The sequence below is a fragment of the Paenibacillus sp. FSL W8-0919 genome (assembly GCF_038003785.1).
GTDB classification, from domain to species: Bacteria; Bacillota; Bacilli; order Paenibacillales; family Paenibacillaceae; genus Paenibacillus_AQ; species Paenibacillus_AQ lactis.
Map to the genome: position 1 here is coordinate 71,964 of NZ_JBBOPV010000001.1, position 24,423 is coordinate 96,386.

Below are 24,423 nucleotides of genomic sequence, written 5' to 3' on the forward strand. Positions count from 1 at the left end.
TGAAATGAATCTTATAATCTTCTTCTGACACGATCCTGCCAGCAAACAAATGTTCGAATCTATATCCCCCGTAATACCTCTTCTTCGATGTTCATCTTTCTGCTCGAAACAATCACCGATGAAGCCACTTCCTGCTTTTCTGTGAGCAGCTGATGAACAATCTCCTCAACCGTTCCCTTTTTCGTCAATCCATTCGTATCTGCTACTATTGGATAATAGACGTATACTGGCTTATCCTGTCCAATTCGGTAGGCTCGATCTGTTGCTTGGTTCTCAACAGCAGGATTCCACCAACGTGTATAGTGAATGACATGATTGGCAGAAGTAATGGTTAATCCCGTACCAGCAGCCTTAGGAGAAAGAATCATAACATCAAACCCAGGAGCATTGTTAAACCTGTCAACTTGTTCCTGTCTTCGATCCGTCATGCCATTGATGATGATCGGGTTAATATCGAAACAATCACGAACCACTGAGCGAAGGATCTCCTGCATTTTGATGTACTCTGTAAAAATAAGAACCTTCTCACCTTTTTCCTGCACTTTACGGATGATGCTTATCGTTTCTTGCAGTTTGGGTACTTGGTCATATGGAATGTTTATAAACTGCTCGGCCACTAACCCAGGGTGTGAACTTAACGCCTTTAGTTTTTGTATAGCCTGCAATCCATCCATAGCCTTATTACGAACTAAAGTAAGAGCCTCAGCATAAAGTTTAGATTGTTGTGGTCCCAATGGTACCTCTGTAATGATTGACTGCTTAGGAGGAAGCTGGTCGCCTAACTCCTCCGATTTTGTACGGCGCTTGTAAACCATGGATATACGAGCCAGCAGTTTCTTCTCATCTTCTGAATCACGCGATTCCCCATCTAACTTGTTCATAAACTCTTCTTTAAACTGACTAAGGCTTCCTAGTAACCCTGGCTGTACATAATCCATAATAGACCACAGTTCACTTAATCCGTTCTCTACCGGGGTTCCGGTCATGGCTAACCTGAATTTCGATTTCATTGCCTTAAGTACCTTAGAGGCCGCTGTCGAAGGATTCTTGATAGCCTGTGCTTCATCACAAATAACAGCCTGCCAATCCACCTGTCCAAATATCAACTGATCTTTTGCTAGCGTATGGTACGTGGTAACCGTGATACCAATTCGCTTTAAGTCTTCTGCATCCTTTAATCGCTGCGAACCACGGTGAAGGTATAGGGTTTGCAGTAACGAAGGAGCAAATTTCCTCACTTCCTTCTCCCAGTTATCCATGAGAGTTTTTGGCACGACAACAAGCGTAGGCGTAAGATGTCCGATTTCGTGTAAATAAGATAAGAAGGAAATGACTTGAATCGTTTTGCCAAGCCCCATATCATCCGCGAGCAATCCCCCGAGCTTCCGATAATGCAGCGATTTCATCCATACATAACCGTCCGTTTGAAACGGTTTTAGGGTGGCTGTAAAAGAAGCAGGCGGCTGTTCAGTAAAGATGCCGAGATCTTGCATCTCCTGATGGGCCTTCAATATAGGCTGATTGAATTCCAATTGACTGATATTTTCGTAAATTTCTAATACATAAGGAAGTTTAGTGACATCAACAAGATTTCCGGGATCCAATAAATCACGTCTTGCAGTATCTGTGGCCTCTACAAAGTCTTTAGCATCTTTAGGTAGCCTTAACCAATTACCGTTCCATTCAATGAACTCTTCCCCATTCTCTTGTGCTTTCGTAATTAACGTCTGCATTTCGGATGCTTCCCAAGTTTGATGAACTTCTCCGTTCTCATCCTGAGCCGCAAATCCAAAATCCAGTTCAAACCAACCTCTCTCTTGTTCCGTTGCGTGAACGAAGGGCTGTGCCCGATATACCCGGATGCCAAGAGACTTCACACGTTCCCCAAAGCGTGATAAATCAAGTCCTTCTATTTCTGGAAGAAACGCCTCAGGATTTTCAATAAACTTTGGAATATCTGGACCTGTAACGGGGGAAAGCTGCTGAATGCGGTTTGCCTCTTCCACTATAGAAGATTTGACTAACACTTTCCGATTTTTATCATCAACTGCATAGCGGCTAGCGGTTGTACTCATGTTGCTCAATAATTCTGGAGATATATCATCCGAAGAGCCATAATGTGGACTGAGTGTAATAGTCGTTTGATCATAATTCAACTCTATATCCAACTGATGTACAAACAGATACTCCTGATGCCACAGATAATCGTCCATCGGATAGCCATGGCGTATAGCGGTGTTCCGCACTTCAGCAACGTATGAAAAAATTAGCTCCTTATCCATAGCATTTGGAGCTTCATTTATAAGCTGCTGAAATTTATACTGCTCCTCATCCATTAGCAGCACTTGCCGATCCGGTAGAATAATCCATGGGCCAATGAACTTCGCTGTTCGTTCTAAATGCTCCCACGACTCAAAACTCTTTTCCAACACAAACTTGAAATGAGGAGATCCTACGGCACTTTCATGACCAAGCCTCAAGTTGAGCTTGGTGGGTCGGGGCAGCCCCAATCGTTCCTGTAGCTCCTGCGGAATTTCTTGAACCTTATCGATCGTGAGGACAAAGCCTGATTCCTCAGGTTCCAAATATCCTTCGAACCATAAATCTTCTAAAGTTTCAAGCAATTCGGCATTATTCAAATGCCTTAGTTCGGATATCCGAAGGTTTAACGGAAACTGCAGGTGCTGACCTTCTCGTATAATGCTATATAAGAGACCATGCGAGACAAACGTTTTTTCAATTTTAATATTTATATCCGATGAAGAAGCATTCTTACGCCGTTTATTTATGAAACCAAATAATCCTGCCATGTACCTTGCCCCTTATTAAAATACTCCGTCTAGGTAATACCTCATGTAATAGTCGAACTTATCCGCCCAATTCCTGCCGTGATGACCTAACTTATCGATAAACAGGGGAAAGCCTTTTCTTGTTCTTTCAGGTACTTTAAGCATTGCTTCTTTACTTGTCCGACTTCGACTGTTTTTAAAGGAATAGGAAGTGCTGATCGGATGAATAATTTGGTCAAAACCTTCACGATGATAGAAATATGCAGCCCCCATCTGGCCATATTCGACAACAACAAACTTATCGAAATAAATAAAAGCGATCATCGGATCCTGAATCAATTCAACATCTTGCATATAGTCTATAAATCTCTTCCAGTAGTTAAGGCGTTTATTGTCTTGGTCGTTTTTAAAAATGATTTGAAGTTTCTTCTGGATTAGCCAACGCTTAACTTCTTCAAGGGCCCCATCACTCAAAAACTCCCAATCGGTTATTCGTTCTCTAGGATCTCTTAGTCGATCTACTGCTTGCTGGATGAGATTAGCGTGAAATTGATTAAACTTACGTGCTTCCAGATAAATTCTAATAAGAAGCTTATATTCATCCATCGTATATTTATCGAGTAACCTCACGATAAATTCAGTACCATCCCGTTCAATCAATTGATCTGTAGCCAAACCTTGCTCCAGTACACTTTTCATTAGAGCAGCTTCAAGCTTAGATTCTGCCTCCACCTTTAACTTATTGAAGATATCTCTGGTTTTCATATCTATCGATAACACCATAGAAGTCAATCCCTGCACTATACCACCTTTATGGTAAACAGCATGTTCCATCCGCACCTGTAATCGGTCATCCAGTAACAGAAACCCAAAACGATCAACTTGATAAATTCGGCGTAATAAATCTTGCAGCAGAAGTTCTTCAAATTGATGTTGAAAGATAGTCCATGCCGTTTTACCTACTTCAATAGAATAACGCGAAGTAAGAATGCGATTAATTTTCAGTACGGTTTCCTGATTCTCATTAGGGAATGGATAATCTTCATATATAAGTAATAATACTTCCATTTTTTTTAGACTTTGTGCCAATTCTTCGATCTCTTCGATTGGCGTAGTACGTATTAATTCAAGAAGCTTGGGCAGAAGCATCTTCCCGCGGCGTTTAATGATATCAACTGACTTGTTCTTATATTTTCGTTCAACTCGAATTCTTTCATCCGTTAACAGTTGAGGTTTAAATGAGAATAGATAAAAGTACTGATTAATTTCCATCTTTTTCACCCAACCCCTGTAGTTGATCCAATAACTGATCATCCTTCAAACGGAACTTAAATTCTACTCTTCGGGATTTATTAGCGTCAATCTTCCCGTCAGCTTTCAAAATCGGTATACTGAACGATCTTCCATTTGCAGTAATGACGGATTTCAAATCGCCCCTATATTTGAAATTAGGGAAGGTTGGTTGAAATATTTGCTGCACTACCGAAAGAGCACGATCTTGTGATAATTGTAAATTGTACAGATACCCACCTGCCGTATCAGTATGTCCTTCTACAATGATTTGAGAAATTTCATTTCTAAATCGATCTGAGAGAAGAATATTAATATACTGTGGAATAAACTCCTCTAGGTATTTCCTACCAGTGGGAGATACTTCACTACTGTTCGTTTCAAAAAAGACTCCTCCCGAAAAGCGGATCGCTCCTGTCTGAGGGTCCACTTCCATGGCTAGATCTGAATCCTTAAATGCCTTAATTAATTCCTGAATAATCTCTGATTTTACACCGACAACTTCCTCTATCATTTGGTTTTTCTCGTTTATAGCCGCTTCTTTTTCCTCATATGCCGATTGTGTATTAAAGATGGTAATCATTAAGACCAAAGCAAAAATAACAAGCAAAGCGGACATTAAATCGGTATACGAGACCCAAAAACTTTCTTTCTCCGCCTCGTGAGATCGGGACATATGCCTTTCATTTCGGAATCCTCTAGCCAAAAAATATCAACACCTTATTCTGAAGTTACCGGATTCAATATCCGTTTTGATTGGCGATTCATCTCATTTACTGCTTGTTTTAATGTCTGCATGGTATCAGGCAAATCAATTAACCCTTCCTGAATCGCATCAACTCCACTGGCTAGATGCTGTACCGATTTAGTTAATTCCTGATCAAATTGGGTGAAAGTATTTTGAAGCCCGCGGTGCATATCATCAGCAAATTGGTTCATTGAAGTTTCGAGGTGCTTGTTTGTCTTTGCCATAGATTCGCTAGCAGATTCCCAAACCAATCTTAATTGTTCGACTCTTTCATCCATGTCAGTTAATTGTTCTGTCAATGTGGTTTGGACTCTGCTCGATATACCATCCATTTCTCTACGTTCTTGCTGAATATCTCTTATTAAGGATCTTAGATCATCTTGTATATGGATAAATTCAGAGTTGTTATGAGTAAATTTATCAAAGATCAATTCCAATTCTTGATTCGATCTTTGGCTCAAATCAGCCTGTTGTGACAACGTAACCGCCAACGTTTGCTGGCTTTGTGTGATGTTAGAGATTCGCTGCAAATTCTCTTCGAAACGTTGCTGGAGCGAAACCTGAAATCCTGTCTGATTCACAATAGCCCCTACGTTTTCTTTAAGTGTACTCATGTGACTATCAAAGTACTCGTTAAATAGCTTGCGTTCTTCCATCATTTTATCTAGCAGCTCAGTAGTGATGCTTTGGAGTTCGCTGTTCTTCCCGGTTGTAACATTTAACTCTGCAACCGTCTTCTCAAGAACTGACTGATAATCTGTGATCCTCTCGGTATAACTATGCATCTGTTCGGTCAATCCTGTAGTTGTTTCAACCATTGCTGACTGGCTCAGGGCGGATTCTTGCATGGATTGAACGAACGTCTCCAGTTTTTCCTGGTATGTTACCTGCAACCCAGTTTGCACAACGATTGAATCTACGTTTTCTTTCAAGGAACTCATACGGCTATTAAAATAATCGTGAAATTGATGTCGTTCTTCCATCATCTTATCTAACAGCTCTGTTGTTACACTTTGAAGTTGGCTATTTTTTTCCGTTGTTTCATTTAATTCAGATACCGTCTTTTCAAGAACCATCTGGTAATCAGTAATCCGTTCTGTGTAGTTGTGAATTTGCTCGGTTAAATCCGTAGTTTTTTCAACCATGACGGATTGACTAGTGGCTGAATCCTGCATGGATTGAACGAGAGATCCCAACTCTGCATGTACCTTCTGCTGCCAATCAACGGTAGCATTTAGAGCTTCTCCTAGATTTTTCATATGGTCCCCAGTCAACTCGCTAAGTTGAGTTACAAACTGGTCAATCATTTGCTGCATTCCCTGAGTCTGATTTACGGTGGTCGTCTGTATGAGTTCAGACATCATTTGCTGTGTCTGTTCCATTTGAGGTGCAAGCGATGATTGAATTGAATCTGCCACACCGTTGACCATGTTAGGGATCAGTACTTCAGACAGAAATGATTGAAAATCCTGCATTTGTTTTTCTTGGCGCTGATCCATACGATACAAAAGAGTACTTTGGTCTTGAGTAGGGAAAGCCTCATCCAAATTTTGCCGAATATTCGAAAAGGAACGCGAAAGTCCTGGAAAATAAATTCCTTTATCGAGTAGTTGCCATAATAAGGAAAGTATGATGCCAGCTATGGAGGAAGCAAATTTAACTTTCATTCCAGTGAGCAAAACCCCAATACCATCTTGCATAACTTCTGAGCTCCCATTTACATGGAGCCCCGAAACGCCAAATGCAATACCGATAAAAGTACCCACGATTCCCATAGATAAGAAAATTCCTGCTACAATTTCTGCATACTTGCGCTTTCCAAAGTTATGGACTAATGATTCCTCAAAGAAAAAGTCGTAAATATCAGGCGTATAGGAAATCCCTTTCTGTTGGTAGAACATAAATTTTTGGTAATAACTGTTCCAAGCCGGGAGAAAACTCTTCTTGATATAATGATTTTCACTCTGTACTACCCAATCATTAAATAGGTGGAATTTTTCAGACACATCCTGAATCTCTTCTAACTCAATTATTTTTGCGTTAATAGATGCAGCAGCTTTTTTACTGATAGAATAGGGACGGAGCACAAAGAACCAGCTTACCGTGAAGATCAAAACCATTAGTCCTATATAACATGAATAAAACAGAGACGATGTAAGAAAGGCCGCCATAAGTAACCTCCAGATTATTTTCTCTAATAAAAAAGGCTTCGCCAAGAGCGTAGCCGTAAGATATAAATACTAATTTACGTAACATTTCCTCTATGCACTCATGTGACTATTAAATTTGTATAGATAACCAAGTATATCTGAATTTCAATCCCCTTCCTTCTAAATATAGAGAGAATCAAATCAATCACGCCCAACGTTCTCTTTCTGTTTCATTTATCGGTAATTCGTTGAGAGTACGATAGTATATTTTGTAAACCTAATCTCTCTTTACGTATTCTCTTAGAGAGCATTATGTCATCTCTCGTCCCCCGAACACCCATTCCCTGACAACCCCAGCCACTCCCCCCTGCTAAACTAATAACAACCAATGCAGAGAGGAGCATTCCAATGCCAACTTATATCATCTTCGATCTTGAATTCATGGTGGTTCGTAAACATCAGCATCTTGCCGACATTATCGAAATCGGTGCGATTAAAATGACCGAGCAAGAAGGGACACTGGTCATGACCGATGTATTTCATTCCTATGTAAAGCCTTCGAGACAATATAAATTAACACCGGAAACGACGCCGTTTACGGGGATTACGCAGGATCAAGTCGATCAAGCACCGTCTTTTCCCGAAGCGCTAAAGGCTTTTCAAGAGTGGATCGGCGAAGCGCCCTATTATTTATGCGCATGGGGAATGGACGATAAATATCAGTTCATCCAGCATTGCCGGGATCATCAGATCTCCTTGGATTGGCTGCAAAATTATAACGATCTTCAGCTGGCGTTTACTCGACTTCACCAATCGGATCATCGACAGAGGATCGGATTGAAACGGGCGCTAGACCTGATGCAGCTCCCATTCATCGGAGAGCCGCATCGAGCCACCGATGACGCCTATAACACGGCGAAAATCTTTCTTTCGATCTTCCCTAAAATCCAATTGGTCACGAATAATGCCGCAGAAGATCAGCTGTACGTCTCGGAAATGGTATACTCCACAGGCTCGGAAGAGAATCACCCATTCAGTAAACTGGCGGAAATGCTGGGAATGGCGCAATAGTGCCGTTCCTTATTCCCCCTCATACAGCTTGCGCCATCGTTCAAGCCGTTCCTTCATTCGTTCCCGGTAAGATCCCGGGGCCAGAATTTCAGCATCCGGCCCGTACTGACTTACCCAGTTCATAAACTCCCGGTCGTGATTCAAGGTAACCTCGAACAACAAACTGCCGTCCGGCAGGTCCTTCATCCTTGGTCTCACGAACATCTCTTCTTCTTTGATGTAACGGGCGACATCCGGCGAGAATTTCACTTTGAAATGGATTTGTTCCTCGCCGCGTTCAATCGACCAGGTGTTCTTCATATAATTCTTCAGGTTAAAGTCCCCGCGCTCGAAGGTGCGGCTGGTCATCTCCATAGAGCGGAAACGGCTCAGACGGAAGGTCCGAATATCCTTCGCCTGATGGCAATAACCGATCAGATAGAATCGTTGATCCCTCGGAACGAGGTAGTACGGATCGATCTCCCGTTCCGTTTGTTGATTCCGGCTCTGCGTATGATATACAACGGTGATCGTCTTTTCTTCCACGATGGCCTGAATGACTTGATATAGATAGTTGGGAGCATCCTCCCGATATGCGGGAGACCCCATCTGGATAATATCCGTGACATGTTTCAGAATTTCCCGATCCCGCTTCTTCTGCCGAAAATGAGCGGCCATAACCTTGTCATACGCTGTGTCGAATCCCGGCGGCATATTGCTCTGGTCGACAAAGGAAGGGAGCATGGAGAAGACCAACGCCTCCTGCTGCGTCCAATTGAATGGAAACATGGCAAAATCCCCGGCGAACGTGTAGCCTTTACCGTACCCTTCGTTGGTAATCGGCGCTACGAGGTCTAGTGAACGTAAATCCCGGTATATCGTTCTTTCCTCGGCTTCACATCGTTCCGCCAATTCCTTGGCGCTGATCCCCGGCCTTGCTTGGATGGCATAAATAATTTTGAACCATCTGAACAACTTATCGGACATAGTTCAATTCTCCTAATTGTATTTTCATTATGATTTATACACATTTCGACAACAAGCAACCATATCCTCCCAGAGAACTAAAAAAATTTCCGTTTACTTCTTCATATAAAAAGGAGAACTCAACTCAATGTTTAAGCTCTCCTGTTACCTTTAGTTGGATGGAAACCTTAACCGTTATGCTTCCAGAACACTAGATACATAGATACAGAGCTAGTATCACAGCACTACATACCGCCCGATCCCTGCGAAATAAAGCCCTGCTTCTTTCACTTTGAAGCCAAAGGTGCGTTCCCATTCCGAAGCGTAGACAAGGACCTGAGGACGATAGAAATTAACGAACGTCTCCAGGGCACCCTCCTCGACGTGATCGGTCTTGAAGTCAACAATGACCCAGCCGTCTTCTTCCTCGAACAGAAAATCGATGACGCCTCGCAAATAAGCATGCTTCACAGCATCATCCCCGGTTGCCGAAGCCGGGGCCGCTTCGAGCTTTATGTCTTCCATTGCCATGTTGTTGAATGACTTAAGCTCCGCGGCGTTCTTCCTAAGTAACAGGGGCAGCTCGAATAACCGGCGGCGTGCACGCAAGCTTCGCTGCCACAGTTCGCTGACCAGGATGCTTTGCGCAAACCGTACGGCTTCGGGGATGTACTCTGCTGCCAATCCTTCTTCGCTCGCAAGCCAATGTACGGCCTCATCCAGATCCGACTCCGCCAATCCCTTGCCGAGCATTTCCAGCGTGCGATGGACAACGCTGCCGAATGCCATCCCTTTCCCCTCCGAGGACCATTCCGGACGGTCATGGAGCGTCTTGGTCTGTTCCGTTACCGACAGCAGGGAATAGGTAGGCCGGCTTATATCATCCAATTGGCGCTGACGAGCAGCCCGAATGCCGAGGATATCCGGTCCTTCGGTTAACTCCGTTTTTGACGTTTGTATGCGTTCAGGAACCTGAAGCTCCGGAAGCTCTGGCATTCCTTCAACGAGCGGGGTCCAAGGGCATTTGGCCGGCTGCTCAGGATATAAACTGATGACCAGCATTTGCTTGGGCCGCGTCGCTGCTACATACAGCAGCCGATCTTTCTCTGCCTGTGCGAATGTCCGCTCCCGCTCACTCATTACGTCCCAACCGGGAGGCTGCGCAGCTATTTTCGGATGATATCCTCCTGTTTTCTTATGGATCGTAAAATACCCTGCTGCCGGGTCGGAAGACCGATCGATATATTGCGCGGGCTCGTGTTCGGACTCTTCGCATGGACCCGCAAGAATAACGACCGCCGCCTCCAGCCCTTTGGCTTTATGCAGATTCATCACACGGACGGCTTGATCGCCTCCGACATACAGACTCGAGGTTTCCATTCCTTGACATGCTCTTTCCATCAATCGGCATAGTTCACTCCAGCTTGAAGCAGCCCTTGCATCGCTGTGCACAAGCTGCATCAATCCGACCAAGGTTCCCGCGCGTACCGAACCTGCGGGCAATGCTGATACATACGGTATGATCCCTAAATCTTCAACGATAAGACTGAAGGCTGCCGCTGCATGTAATGTACAGACCCATTCCGAATACATGCGTAATCTGGCCAGCGCTGCGCCAACCGGCTGCGCATTTTCGCTCAGTTCTGTCTGCGATATCGATTCGTGTATGGATATCCGGCTGCCTTCCTGCTTAAAGGCCCATAACTGCTGGTCGCTTAATCCAAATAACATGCCGCGCAGAACCGCGAGCAATGCAGGCTGATCGGAGGCGTCTTCAAGACAGCGGACCAGCTGACATAGCATCAGCATTTCTTCATAAGCGGCCGTACTTCCAGAAGTATCGGCAGGAATACCGCTTAGGTCCAGCTGTTCCGCATAGACATGGATGAATGCTTTCGTCTTGGTGAGGATCAGGAAGTCCCCCGGAACTGCGTTTCGGCTTGTGCCGTCCCTCTGGATGATCTGCAGGTTGCCGTCGGTACAAGCCCATGAAATATAACTTGCGATACGCTTAGCATCTTCCAGGGCAGCCGCAGCTTTTCCCCCGGTAATCTTGGGATAGTTCAACACGTATACACCATGCCCTGCAACTTGGGACGAGAAATTCCAGTCCGTCTCCATCTTCGCGAACGCCGCTTGATATTCCGTTTCGACTGAAGGAAATTTGTCTGCAAACCGACTGTTAATATAATCGCCGATCGATGGTACGGAACGGAAATTAGACGTTAATTTAAGCACATCCCCGCACTCGCGGATTCGCGCTTTGACCTCGTTATAAATCGAGATATCTGCCCTGCGAAAACGATAGATCGACTGCTTCGGGTCTCCCACCAGAAATAACGAGCCGGGCCGCGGTATCAGCCGCCTCCAGTCCTTATTCTCCATTCCCAACTCGGTAACGCCTGTGAGTAGAAAAATAAGCTCAGCTTGCACCGGATCCGTGTCCTGAAATTCATCAACGAGGATCCGTTGGTATTTTTGCGCAAAGTAAGCCCGAACTTCAAGATGGTCGCGAAGCAGCCTGGCAGCTTCTACGAGCAGGTCCTGAAAATTCAACCGTCCCGCAGATAAGCGGCGTTCCTGGCAATAGAGAATAGCCGGGCGAACGAACGCAATCAGCTTCGGGTATAAATATTCGCGCCATTCCTGCAGAAAGGGAAATAACACGGTTTCCTGCCAATCGATAAATCTGGTCTTCAGCTGGGCTGCCTGCTCTTTGGATGTCCATCGCTTCTGCGTTACATGGATCTTGCTCTCGAACTGCTCCGCAATCTCAAGAATGCGCATATCATCCTTCACGTCGATCAGCCGCAGCTTTTGGCGATTTGTACGTACAAGCGTTTGAAGCTTGTCCCATCCTTGGTCTGGCTCAGTCGATGGTATATACGGCTCCGCCGCCTCAAGCAGTGGAAAGAGCGTATCCCGAATGCGGTCGAAGTTTGGATACAGTCGTTCTTGACAAGGCAGCTCGACATCGGAGAATGTGGTTACCCGATCATAAACATCCCGCAGTGTATTCACATCAACGCCGAGCAGCGATAGCTCGTCCAAGAGCCGCAGCTGCGCTTCATTCAATTCCGTAATATACTCATCCCAACAAGCATCCCGAAAGAGCTTGTCCTCCTCTTCAGCCATCTCCTCAAAATACGGATCCAGCCCTGCTTCAATCGGACGCTCCCGCAGCAGCAATGCGCAGAAAGAATGGATCGTTCCAATAAACATGAGATCCAGCTTGCTTAGAGCATCCGAATATCGACGGCGGCTCGTTGAACCGGGTTCAGCTGTGCGATTAGCGTTTTCCAACGCGACCCGGAATCGTTCCTTGAGCTCCCCGGCAGCTTTATTCGTAAATGTAATCGCTGCGATTTGTTCTGCCTGCACGCCATGATCAATTAAGGCAAGAAGCCTGCCTACCAAGCTGGTCGTTTTACCCGATCCGGCCCCTGCCTCCACAAGCAGCGTTGTATCTAAATCATGAAGGATTCGATGACGGTCTGCTTGATCCGCCGGCAAGTTTAATAAACTGGATTCAATCAATCTCTTCCACCTCCCGCAGTGAGCCTAGTACAGCTGCATTGACAGCAGCTCCCCGCTTATTCCCCATCCACTCGGCATGCGAGCCGCACACGGACTGGTATTTGCACCACGTACATGTCTTAACATCTTTAGCTGGAATAAACAGACCTTGATTCATGGAATCCAGAAGTTTAGAGATGATTTCGCCTAATTCCTCCCTGCGGTCTTGCTTCCTTCTGACATACTCTCCTCTTCCCCGTACGGTTGGAAAAGCATATTCCGCTTCCGTTACCCTGGCCTCGATATCTTTGCCTGTTACGTGAAGCCACTGTTCAACCGCGATGGAGTACAGGGCATGCTGAAGCTGTGTTCCTCCGCTGAAATATTCGGCTGAGGCGTACCTTTTCATATTGCCTGTTTTATAATCAATGATTCGATATTCATGTGGGCCGATACGATCCACCCGATCGACGAACCCTTTCAATTTCACTTGCATGCCGTCCGGCAATGTCAGCTCCATCGGCTCACCCTCAGGTGTCCCTAGTTCCAATTCGAAATAGCAGGGCTCTTCGGTCTTCCCTTCTTCGTTCCTGTAAAAAACCTCTGCATCGCGCCGGATCTCCTCGCATTCTTTCTTCTGTACATGCGGGCTGGGAGCCGGTATGGACTTCGCGGCATCATCAAGTGCTTGGTCTACAATCCTATACAGTTTGCGTCTGTCATGCTGCAGCGGCTTCGTACCGAACTCCGTAACCTCCTCTAAATACAGCCTGTAAATATGATGCAGAAGCGTTCCCCGTTCATCGGCCTGCAGCCAACGGGCACGGTCAAAGACAGGAATTTCTTTAGGACGCAGTCTTAACACGGAATAAAAGTAGTATTGCAGTCCGCATGCCGCATATTTCTCCAGTTGACTCACACTGATGGCTTGTTGCCCCAGTATGCCATCCGAACCCGCTTTGTTCGTGCTCAGCCACCCGTCATAAACCGACAGCCTTTCATTTTGGCGATTCACCTGTGCCAGATATCCCTGCGCCAAAGCCGGATAAGCATGTGTTACGGCCTTCCATCCATCTCTTGTTCCGCTTGAATCCCGAAGATATTGCGCCCATACATCGATCTCATCATATGTACTTCTTCGTTCTTCCGGATGCAGCACATCCATTACGCTGTACGGCTGCCCTAATACTCTCTCTAAAGCGCTGAAATCCTGCGTGTCATCCCCAGATTGCAGTCTCATTATTTGCAGCATCTCGAATGCAGGGCTTCGGCCATCCCGCTCCCCCGGATCGTATGAAGCATAACTAAGCCACAATTCCCCGCATATGAGTGATAACCGGGCATCACGAGCGTTTCTGATTTGTTTGGCTTGTTCACGGACCAGTTGCAAATGTGTCGATACCGCTGTCCGCTCTTCATCCAGCAACAGAGGATCCTGCATGATCGGCATGCTCCAGGCTCGCTCATCCATACCGACGATCCATGTTCGGTATCTTCCGCTGAAGCCGCCGTTGTGGATGGAAGTAACGTGAACTGTCCCCGGCTTCGGTGTTGCATCGACCCGGATCCGTATGCCGTTCAAGATTTCAGTTACATATCGTACCGCCCACTCGGGTGTCATGGACCCAACTCGGATTCCCGATAGACGTGTGCTCCAAGCTTGAATGGCGGTTTTTACGTTCTGGTCGTCGCTCGAATGAAGAGGTACATGCTTCTCAACAAAATCCCCCAACCATTCGAGCAACAGATCGGGCCTCCACTCGCTTCCTTCAGGAAGCTTGTCGAACCAGCCTTGAAGCACCTCATGCAGCTTCATTCCAAGCTCCTGCTGCCCGTCCCCCATGCTTTGTCGGGAATCAAGGATTCCGGCATAGCGATGTCTGCCCCAGCCGATTCCGCTCTGCTCCAGCAGGCGAATCCAATCCCCGGCGGATGCTTGGTGGTCAGCGATTTGCAGGCATCCGCTGCGAAGCATCTCCGTAAGGCGGGCCACTGGGAACCCTTCCTTAATCCAAGCAAGAATGGCTAGAGCAGCCTTACCTGCCGTACAGTAGGAGATCGGAAGCCCATTGGAGAAGGTAGACGGGACCCCCGATGCCTCGGCCTGCGAGTAAAGTACAGGTGCATATCGTTCGTAATCCGACAACATGATTTCCATCTGATCCAGCGGCTCGGGCTCTGCAATCATTCTGCGAAACCCTTCGCGAACTTCCGCTAAACTTCCAGCGGCGCGAAACATCACCAGTCGATTGTTAGAGAATCTTGCATGAGAATAAAAAGGCTCATCGAAATTGATAATGTCCAGTTGGCTCCCGGCTATTTTCTCGATCAGATCCCATTCCATTCTCGACCATCCGGCAGGCTGCAGAAGTAAAAATCTTGTGTTATCCGCAGTTGGAGAACAATACTCGGCCAAACCCGCAAAGTCCGTCAGCGCCTGCTCTATGAGGTAAGCCTCATAACGATCAAGCAATTGTTGGAGATACAAGCCTTTGCTCTCGTTCGAAAAGTCATTCGGATGTATTTCTCCGGAACGAACCCCAGCCATCCGCAATTCAACGAGCGACTGATGAACTTTACGGACCACCCCGGGGTTTACCATTGATTGGTGCGTAATATAACTATGCGGATCTGCTTCGGCCTGGTGCAGCATTAGCTGTCGAATCACCCAGAACGCTTGCTCGTCCTCAAGTAAGCGAATCTTTCTGCGCGACAGCTCGAATGCCGTATTGGCATGCACCATGCCCTGAAGTGTCTCAACTTCCACATTAAAAACAGAACCGAAACGTTCGCAAAGTCGCTCTAGCAATTGGTGGCCTTGCGAATAGGATGGGACAATCAGCATCTTAGGGGATAGCGGATCTTCTTTTATTTTCTGATACAATCGATCTATTAGGTCCATGCCAATCCTCCTCCCTTGTAATTCTATATACCTACATTCGCCAAATTTCCCGTTGTCCCCTTCCTAAATCCGCAACAAAAAACAAAATACGCCAATTTTCCTCATTTCCAGGGAAAAGATTGATGTTCTGTTTGGAGGAATATATCGAGTGATGCTATTCCTTCCATAAGCTCAACAATGGCCAGATCCTTCACAATAAACCGGATCACCCCGTAAACTTGTTGTTCAAATGAATCATAGATCCGACCAGCGCTCCGACATCCCTTAGGCACTGTATGCGTGCTGTTCGCAACGTAACCGATCTTTCCAAGCGGAGGAATCACCGCCTGGATCGCCTCCTCGTCATACGGATTGCCCGGATCTTTAATAAGCTGCACGACCATCCCCGCCTTCAAAAAACTTGCTCCGAAATAATGCGATGTCCCGGTTATTGCGATATAAATTTGTCCCATGCACGCCTACTCTCCATTCCTAACTGAAACTGTATTTTATGTACTCCGGATATTCAGCTCCGATCATTGATAAGCTTATTTTAAAGCTCAGGATGAACAGCTGTTTGTCAGCGAATGCATGTTCTCAAAATTAAAAAGCCCATGGATTAATCCATGGACTCTGCCGAATGTCCTCTTAACATCTCTACGAATTTAACATCAGCCGGAGCAAATTCATACTTTCCAAGCTCTGGTGGATATACCCACTTATACTCGTCATGGTCAACTAACATTATTTCACCCCTCACAAATTCAGCCTTATGGGCATACAAGCGAATAGGTGTCGATCCATAATAATGGTCATGTTCACCATACGACTCATACGGTTGAATTTGAATATTCATTTCTTCTAGCAATTCTCTCTTTAAACAATCTTCAACCGATTCATTAGGCTCGATTTTGCCACCGGGGAACTCCCATAGACCTTCTTGAGCCTTTCCCATCTTACGTCTGGCTATTAAGATTTGGCCGACTTCATTTTCAATGATGGCCGCTGCTACCGCGAGCATTCATTCACCCCCTACCCAATAGCCTTATTTGCTGCCGGAACTAATTCCGGAGGCATCTCTTCTTTCAACCTCCACACAATACTCATTGGTTTATTGCCTTCGTGCCTCACATACTCAGCTTCTCCTAAGAAAACAAAAGGCGAAGTATAATTATTCTCCTCTTTGTATTCACGGACAAATAATGCAATTCTGTTTCCGGTCTGTTTATGATGGATATATCGCTTAGCCGTATTCGTTTCTTCCGAAATACGACTTTGTGTTTGCCAGTGAAACAGCCGTTCATTTATGGCGTAATCTTCATATAAAGTAGAAGGAGAAAAGTCCTTGTCGGATTTATTTAGCGTAATAAAGAAAATATCCGTTTTCTTATCCTCGAAATATTTAACACCCTCGCGAAAGGCTGGGGCCTTGTCTTCATTCCAAAAACCAAAAGCGGCCAAAATTTGGTCCGTCGAATATGTGCAATGTAAGTCTAATGGACATACGAATGGGAACTCATTCTTTTTATCTACAAAGTTAATGTGTTCGTAATTATGCTTTAATATTTCAATGATCTCATCCCTAAACTCTTTACAGGAAACAATAGACTGAACAGCCTGGTTAATGTCCAGAAACCCATGTTTCTTCGGTTCTGATCGGTAGAAGGTATAATAAAACATATTTAACATCAGTCGTTCTTCTTCTGTATGGGCAGATTTCCCTGGATCCTCAAGATAGTCGATTAAAAAACTTAGAAGTCTCCGGGAGTTTATGCTTAATAAAGCTGGAATACGTTTTGTCAGATACTCCATATCCTCGAATTCGAATGGTTCGATCAAACCCGCCTCAGCCATCAATCCTCGAAATGTCCGTTTCCCGTTACGTCCACCGTAAAACTCGTAAAGACTCATTCCGTGATATCGAGTAAAATGATCCAGTGTCAGGATTAATCCAGTATCTTCTGTAAAGTGTTTTAGCTTCTCGATAAGGCTTCTCTTATTGATTGTGGTTTGCTTAATATTTCTCAGGATGTATTCCTGAGCTTGCTTCTCAAGCTGAATAAAACTTCCACGTGGCAGGTTCGAGAAACCATTCTCGACATAATGCTGTATAGAATGCTTTGTTTTACCAAGCAAAGCCCTAAACTTCTCCTGGAAATTATATTCTTTATGGGCTTGCCCAATAAAATCAAGAACCGTTAAACATTCTTTTCCTTCTGCCAAACGAAGTCCACGGCCAAGCTGTTGTAAGAATACGGTCAAGCTCTCGGTGGGACGAAGGAATAAAACCGTGTTAATCTCCGGTATATCTACCCCTTCATTATAAAGATCTACAACGAAGATCACTTTGATTTCCCCTGACACTAATCTTCTCTTTGCAGAGTTCCGCTCATCGTTACTTGACTTTCCATGCAAGGCAATCGCGGCTATCCCCGACTCATTGAGAACTTTAGCCATGTAAAGTGCATGAGCAACACTCACGCAAAAACCGAGGCCCTTCACTTCATCCAAATCGGTTACATATTTCTTTAGACTGTTTATAACTTGGCTTGCCCGAATTTTATTATGGGAATATAATTTTTCAAGCTCATTTAGATCGTATCCTCGCCTTGACCACTTGACCTGAGACAAATCGACACTATCCGTCACACCGAAGTAATGAAAGGGACAAAGAAGTTTTCGATCAATGGCATCTGTTAGGCGTATCTCTGCTGCAATTATATCATTAAAGTAGTGCAAAATATCTTTCCCATCCATTCGCTCAGGCGTAGCTGTCAAACCTAATAAAATTTGTGGCTGATAATATGCCAGTAGCCTTTGATAAGAAGGGGCTGCGGCATGATGAAACTCATCAACGATGATGTAATCATAAAAGTCCCGAGTGGTTTTTTCAGTAAGTTTTAAAGTATTGAAGCTTTGAATACTTATAAATAGATGATCAATCGAATCGGCCTGGTTACTCCCTACGTGAAGTTCCCCAAAATTTAGGTCTTTCAGTATAAAACGGAAGGTGTCCAAGCTTTGCTTTAGAATTTCCTCACGATGAGCCACGAAAAGTAATCTCGACTTTTGATTCCGGTCGGCAAACCGTTTGTAGTCGAAAGCAGAAACAACCGTCTTTCCTACTCCCGTAGCCGCCACTAGTAGATTTCTCGTTCTTCCATATATCACTCTCTGAGCCTCGAGCTTCTCAAGGATTTCCTTCTGGTAATCGTAAGGCGTAAGGGTAAATGGGAAGGTTAACTGATTTCGCTCATGTTCTTTCTTTTTGCCAAGTGCCTGCTGGAGAAGCAATTGATGCTCCTGATCCGCAAAGGAAAAACTTTCAAATCCACGATCGTTCCAATAACTCTCAAAGGTTGCCTCTATCTTTCGTAGGACGTCATAAGAATCCTTCTCCGTAACCTTTAAGTTCCATTCTAAGCCACTCGTAAGCGCAGGATTCGAAAGATTAGATGATCCGACGTAAGCCGTAGTAAATCCAGTATCTCTTTTAAACAAATATGCCTTCGCATGTAACCGTGTTCGCTCTGTATCGTATGAGATTTTGATTTCTGTGTTCGGGAGTTTACTTAATTCTGTCACTGCCTTGTAATCCGTTGCTTCCATATAGGTCGTTGTTATGACACGTAACCGGCCTCCATTTGCCGTGAACTCCTCTAACTGCTCCATTAGGAAACGTAGCCCGCTCCATTTTATGAAAGAAACCAACAGATCAACCTGATCCGAAGTAATAATCTCTGCTTTAAGCTCACTCATCATATTAGGCTCCGAATGGGAACCCGTAAACAATGAACTTTGAGACAAAGGAGTTGTAGGTCGATGAACCTTAGACTCTTTGATGCCTCGAATATGATTTAGTTTGGAATAGACATAGGTTAAAACCTCACCCTGTTCATCAAGCTGCCACTCCCTTAATTCTTCATTGTCCAGAGTATTATGCAGAGTGGCAATAATTTCATTGCAGGCACGTACCTGTAACAGGAGTGCTTCATCTTCATTGCTACTTTCCCGAATAATTTTCAATGCTCTACGAATCACGGTGCCTAAGTAATTAGAGAGCACCTTGCGCGCTTCCTCCGGATCTAATGGCTCAATCCCAATTTCGTATAAGGAACTATCCAAAGTCAATAACCGTCTTCTAGTAAGATTATTTATAATCTGCTCATAAAGGCCCTCTTTCATATAGCAGCAACTCCTTAATTGTATGAGCAAGCGATTTAATATTTGAAAACCCCCTCATCACTGAAGGGGTCTCTGCTTCTGCTCTTTACGTTCAAAATGATGATGCAGCCTATATAGGCAGATTTCCTTCGTCCACCGATGCAAAATGGATCGATGCTCGGGGGCAGGTTCAATTCTTAGACTAAACAGACCATCCTCGAAGCGGGTCATGCTTCCTTTAGCCGAGCCCCATTTTGTCATTGGCATCCGCTCGATGAGCTGGCTAACGCCGGTCTCATTGTATTCCCAGAGACGCTTCGAATCCTTATCGGAGAAATCGATCCTTCTCCGGTATTCCTTTTCCATTAGGTACCCATGGAAGAATGGCGCTACTTCCTGAGGAGTAACCGATTCTGCCCAATGTTCGGTCCCACGCTCGAGCATATACAGGAGCACGATCATTTTATAACTCTTGGTCATGACAGTCTTCTCGACATCACGTATCCAAGCCTCATACTGATAATAAATCTCCTCTTCTTCCTTCGTTAAGCACTCTGCCCAGAGGAGAAATCCGATATAAGAACCGAATTCATTCCGATATTCCCAGCTGTTCGAGCTGCCATGAAGGTGAAGCTCCAGATAGGTAGGGATTCGACCGAGCTCATTCTTGAGATCCAGGAAGGAACGGTGCAGACGCTCGCGATGTGGCAGTTTCTTACGGCTTAGTTCATCCAGGAGGTTAACAACAGATGTCTCCAAATGGAGCTCGCATCCATCCGGCACCGTCGGGATGATCGGTTCCTTTGCCGTTTTCTTTCCGTCACCGTCAGTGGCGAATAATCGAAGCTTCACGTCTGCATTACGATAATTTCCGATGAGGTCAATGATTGTGCAGTGCGTCTTTCGCTCCGATAACCGCAGCCCCCGGCCAACCTGCTGTGTAAATACGGTTAAGGATTCGGTCGGTCGGACAAAAAGCAGCGTATCCACACTAGGAATATCTACTCCCTCATTGAACAAGTCTACCGTAAATATGATTTCTAAATCTCCTCTATCTAGACGGTCTATTGCCTCTCCCCTCGTGATTCCTATGGCTCCAGAGTGAAGGCTGACTGCAGCTACTCCTTTCTCTTGAAAATAGCCCGCCAAAAAATCCGCTTGTCGAATCGATGAGCAAAAGCCAATCGTCCGTGTTTGCTTATGCTCGATCCAGGCATCGTAGATATTGTCAGCCAGCGACTCTCTCAACTGAGCTGCAGTCAACTGCTCGTCATCATAATGCGTTCCAAGCCATCGGATGGATGAATAATCTGTATCGTCATAGACCCCATAGTATTGGAACGGGGACAACCAGCCTCGACGGATGGCTTCAATGAAATGAATCTGGTAGGCGACATTGCCATCACAAAGCGCATACACATCCTTCCCATCCATTCGGTCTGGTGTTGCCGTGATGCCCAGTAGAAATTTCGGCTTAAAATACTGGATAACCGATTGGTATGAGTTTGCAGCTGCATGATGGAATTCGTCCACCACGATAAGATCAAATCCGTCCGGTGCGAACGATTCACGATGCTTCTTCATCCCTAGCGTGTAGATTGAAGCAAACACGCAATCCGCGTCCCCTTCTTTTTTGACACCGTTATAGATACCGAAAGTTTTGTCCGGCATGATGCGCTGGAATGACCGTTTGGCTTGATAGAGAATTTCTTCTCGATGCGCAATGAACAGTACGCGTTGAAAACGCTGGGCGAAAAAGCCTGCTAGATAGGTTTTACCTAGTCCGGTGGCCATAACGACCATGGCTTTGTCATATTCTTCTTCTAACGTTCTCTCTAGAGCGTCAAGAGCATCAATCTGAGCAAAACGTGGATGAATAGACGCTTGTTCGTTTTCAGAAACCTTATCCTCAACAGGATCGCTAGCGTTTTCAGTTCGGTACTCATTCTCCTCCATCTCGGTTATCATTCGAATTAACTCTGGGTTTTTGCGATGATACGTTCGATATTCCTCTTCATATAGAGAAATGGTGTTGTCATTGAGCGGCAGCGTAGAATCGTGATAAAAGTTTTGCATAAACTTTTCAAGCGCGACTTGGAACGTATAAGGCTCGGCCTTTGCATTCATAGCCAGGTTCCACTCCATCCCCATTCTCATGGCGGACATGGAGAAGTTAGAGGAACCGACGATAAGGAGCCCTTCACCGTTTTCGTAGTCAAACAAATAGGCCTTTGGGTGAAAGGAAGTTCCCATACTGCGCCATAACCTTGCCTCCAACAGGGGATCGATATCACGTAATGCCTGCAAACCTTCAGGCTGCGTAACGAATAAATAATCCCCAGCGAGAACCTTTACCTCGGCTCCCCGTTCGATCGCACCTTTCAAATGGGGCGCCAATAAACGCACTCCTGACTGCATAACGAACGAAGTCATAATATAGATTCCGGAAGCATTCTGCATCCCGGTGATTAAATCGTCTGCTAAGTTTTCCGTAATTAGCTTGACATTAAGCGTTGTCGTCGACATCGATTAGATACACCCGTTCTTGGAATCCGCCTCGAGCTGTCGCCTTCTTCTCTCTCAAAGCTTCAAGCTCTTCCCATGTTGCTCCATGTACGACCGCCAATGCCCGAATAACCTCAAGCATATCTGCAAGTTCTTCCAACGACTCCTTTGAACTTTCAGCGGCAAAGTATTCCTCCGACTCTTCTTTAAGCTTTATGATCAATTCTTTCTTATACTCTTCCTCATTCAAGATTCGTGTGCGAAATTCTTTGCCTGTAGCTTCAATGACTTCGGGGATCAGATCCCGAACTAGCTTATTGTAAACCGGCATAGATTCTCATCCTTTACATGGTTAATTATGTATTTCTATTGTATCATAACAAAATATCGTTCGAAGAAGGTTCCTGGTGTTTAATGATGTGAATAGTTACCAAGATGAGAGGCCCAACTTGTAAGCGTCATGCATCATCTATATAAATCTGCTCCTATTGGCATCGGCATAATTTAACCGTTGCAAACGATGTTAGGTTATACTGCAAAATAATAGGCTATAGACTTTAGCAGCTACAGCCTTACCCCACATCAAACAATCTACTTTCAGATTCATGATATTCGACTTCTCGTTAGTGATTTTAGGTTTTATTTCTCAGGATTCTCCTTTAACTTTATTTTGTTAACCTTTATATCTCCGGGAACGTACTGATCGCCTTCTGCAGAACTCTCAACTTCCGCACTGACAATATCACCTACATTGTAAATTCCTATGTTTTTAACGGGCAGCCAGAATCCGTCTACGTAAATTTGTGAAGATTGTTCATTTATCTCTTCCACAGGACCCTCGACATGAAAGGTATTCTGTTCCCCGGCGCAGCCAACAAGAGCCAATAATAAAAGTAATATCATCACAAATCGATTCATATTGTAGCGTCTTCTCCTTTGGTTATAGCACGCCTTTAGTGATAACTTTTACTTCTGCCAAATAATATCCTTCAGACCCTAAAAGACTTTATGAAAACCACCAAAGAAATTAAGAAGAATACAGCACCTAAAGCTGCTCCTGCATAAAGCGGCAATTTACTATCCGTAAAATAGGCCAATGCTGCCCCTGCTACAAACAACACAGCCCCCAAGTTCGCTGAAGATTTCGCATACTCCCGGACGGCCTTAATCCTTCGAGCACGATCGGAGTCCTCTTCATCATCTCGATACTCTCCATCCTCTTCGTATTCCTCATAATTATCATCTTCATCATTCTCATCATCTAGACTTCTTCCTGCTCATCGTCTTGCTTTCCGGATACGAAAATAGAAAGCTGACCATTATGATCCCACATCTTAATCCATGGATAGGTTCCCTCTGGCAGCTCGAACACTCTCTCCTCCAAGGGCTTGATAGGCTCAGTGGAAGTTTTGGTCCCATGTGAGAGCGTTCCGGGGTGTACATTAATCTCTTTACCGGTATCATTGAAATATACTACCTTCACCTAATCTCCAACCTTCTAATATGGTTAATGATTTTACTCCCCTACTTGCATTAGTGGTCTGCACATCTATTCTCTTAAACCGATTTTCTCTCAGCAGTTTCAATCCTTCCTGAAACAAAATCAAATCAATAACTCGTAACGGTGCAAATTGTACTGTTGGGCTAATTGAAATATTGCTTCTGCCGCCGGTTCATTGTTCAAATAATCTTGTAGAGCAAATATGTATGAATGGTACTTGTAGTAGTCTTCGATTCGGTCACTTCCAAACACGGCTTTGCAAATATTTTTGTCGAAGATGGGGAATAGCCCTGGAAGCATAAAATGAAGCAGCTTTGTTGTGGTCGCAAAATTCAGCCGGTGATCGCCATAATTAATGATAGCGTTAGCAAGTTGAACAAATTGTTTAATCAATACAGGAGGTCTTCCAAATGCTGCGCCAAAGATCCGCTCGCCATGGTGCATGCCGATGATCGGATCATTTAGTCCACCTAAATAAGACTCGGTACCAACCTTCAAGAAACCTTCATGTCATTTTAACAGACTCGTTATTTCGTCTATTGTTTATTGTTGGCTTTATATTATCAAGAAAGTCATGAAATATCTTCATACTCTTCAATAGACAAATACTCTTTTAATTTCTTTTTCCTATAGATCACAGTATCTTACTCCAATCTTTCCTCTTTGATTCAAAGTCGCCTTGAGATTATCCTACCACAATCTCCCGTCACTCCAGCCTTCTTCAATGTTCCACCTCTGTCTTCCATCTTGGGCATGCAAAAAAGCTCATTCCTACTTATAATTCAAGTGGAAAAGAGCTTTTAAAAGTTCATCAAGTATGAGCTTTTGATTACGAAGGCTCTATATGAGTGAATCTAGGTACT

15 protein-coding genes are annotated in these 24,423 nt (G+C 44.7%); 1 reads left to right on the top strand and 14 read right to left on the bottom strand.

Annotated features, from left to right (window positions below):
- Positions 1 to 59 precede the first annotated feature (59 nt).
- From NST44_RS00310 to NST44_RS00325, 4 genes are read right to left on the bottom strand one after another with little or no spacing between them, the layout of a single operon-like run.
- Positions 60 to 2,810, bottom strand: a complete 2,751-nt coding sequence (locus tag NST44_RS00310; protein ID WP_340897276.1) for a DEAD/DEAH box helicase — start codon at positions 2,808 to 2,810, stop codon at positions 60 to 62.
- Between the two features lie 15 nt (positions 2,811 to 2,825).
- Positions 2,826 to 4,061, bottom strand: coding sequence for a hypothetical protein (locus NST44_RS00315; protein WP_340897277.1), 1,236 nt, complete (start codon positions 4,059 to 4,061; stop codon positions 2,826 to 2,828).
- Positions 4,051 to 4,785: an OmpA family protein gene (locus NST44_RS00320; protein ID WP_340897279.1), complete on the bottom strand. Its 735-nt coding sequence runs from the start codon at positions 4,783 to 4,785 to the stop codon at positions 4,051 to 4,053. The genes NST44_RS00315 and NST44_RS00320 overlap by 11 nt, the downstream gene beginning before the upstream one ends.
- Positions 4,786 to 4,799: 14 nt before the next feature.
- On the bottom strand, positions 4,800 to 6,998 hold the full coding sequence (locus NST44_RS00325; protein ID WP_340897281.1) for a hypothetical protein: 2,199 nt from the start codon (positions 6,996 to 6,998) through the stop codon (positions 4,800 to 4,802).
- Positions 6,999 to 7,385: 387 nt separating this feature from the next.
- Between NST44_RS00325 and NST44_RS00330 the strand changes: the two genes are divergently transcribed.
- Positions 7,386 to 8,048: a 3'-5' exonuclease gene (locus NST44_RS00330; protein ID WP_340897283.1), complete on the top strand. Its 663-nt coding sequence runs from the start codon at positions 7,386 to 7,388 to the stop codon at positions 8,046 to 8,048.
- Between the two features lie 9 nt (positions 8,049 to 8,057).
- Here NST44_RS00330 and NST44_RS00335 read toward each other — a convergent pair whose 3' ends face one another.
- The 10 genes from NST44_RS00335 to NST44_RS00380 form a co-directional block, all read right to left on the bottom strand.
- Positions 8,058 to 9,014: a helix-turn-helix transcriptional regulator gene (locus NST44_RS00335; RefSeq protein WP_095267889.1), complete on the bottom strand. Its 957-nt coding sequence runs from the start codon at positions 9,012 to 9,014 to the stop codon at positions 8,058 to 8,060.
- A gap of 216 nt (positions 9,015 to 9,230) precedes the next feature.
- The gene (locus NST44_RS00340) at positions 9,231 to 12,530 is read right to left on the bottom strand and encodes a UvrD-helicase domain-containing protein (RefSeq protein WP_213614915.1); all 3,300 of its coding nucleotides are present in this window, start codon (positions 12,528 to 12,530) and stop codon (positions 9,231 to 9,233) included.
- On the bottom strand, positions 12,523 to 15,411 hold the full coding sequence (locus NST44_RS00345) for a PD-(D/E)XK nuclease family protein (RefSeq protein WP_213614917.1): 2,889 nt from the start codon (positions 15,409 to 15,411) through the stop codon (positions 12,523 to 12,525). Before NST44_RS00345 ends, NST44_RS00340 begins: the two co-directional genes overlap by 8 nt.
- Positions 15,412 to 15,512: 101 nt before the next feature.
- Positions 15,513 to 15,863, bottom strand: coding sequence for an HIRAN domain-containing protein (locus tag NST44_RS00350; RefSeq protein WP_213614919.1), 351 nt, complete (start codon positions 15,861 to 15,863; stop codon positions 15,513 to 15,515).
- A gap of 146 nt (positions 15,864 to 16,009) precedes the next feature.
- Complete coding sequence (locus NST44_RS00355; RefSeq protein WP_213614921.1) at positions 16,010 to 16,411, bottom strand: (deoxy)nucleoside triphosphate pyrophosphohydrolase; 402 nt, start codon at positions 16,409 to 16,411, stop codon at positions 16,010 to 16,012.
- An 11-nt stretch (positions 16,412 to 16,422) separates the two neighbouring features.
- On the bottom strand, positions 16,423 to 19,575 hold the full coding sequence (locus tag NST44_RS00360) for a DUF3427 domain-containing protein (protein WP_213614922.1): 3,153 nt from the start codon (positions 19,573 to 19,575) through the stop codon (positions 16,423 to 16,425).
- Positions 19,576 to 19,632: 57 nt separating this feature from the next.
- Positions 19,633 to 22,080 (bottom strand): DEAD/DEAH box helicase family protein, encoded by a 2,448-nt coding sequence (locus NST44_RS00365; protein WP_213614924.1) that lies wholly within the window; start codon positions 22,078 to 22,080, stop codon positions 19,633 to 19,635.
- Complete coding sequence (locus tag NST44_RS00370; RefSeq protein WP_213614926.1) at positions 22,061 to 22,390, bottom strand: nucleoside triphosphate pyrophosphohydrolase; 330 nt, start codon at positions 22,388 to 22,390, stop codon at positions 22,061 to 22,063. Before NST44_RS00370 ends, NST44_RS00365 begins: the two co-directional genes overlap by 20 nt.
- 308 nt (positions 22,391 to 22,698) lie before the next feature.
- The gene (locus NST44_RS00375; RefSeq protein ID WP_213614928.1) at positions 22,699 to 22,977 is read right to left on the bottom strand and encodes a hypothetical protein; all 279 of its coding nucleotides are present in this window, start codon (positions 22,975 to 22,977) and stop codon (positions 22,699 to 22,701) included.
- 685 nt (positions 22,978 to 23,662) lie between these two features.
- Positions 23,663 to 24,058: a hypothetical protein gene (locus NST44_RS00380; RefSeq protein ID WP_213614930.1), complete on the bottom strand. Its 396-nt coding sequence runs from the start codon at positions 24,056 to 24,058 to the stop codon at positions 23,663 to 23,665.
- Positions 24,059 to 24,423: the final 365 nt, after the last annotated feature.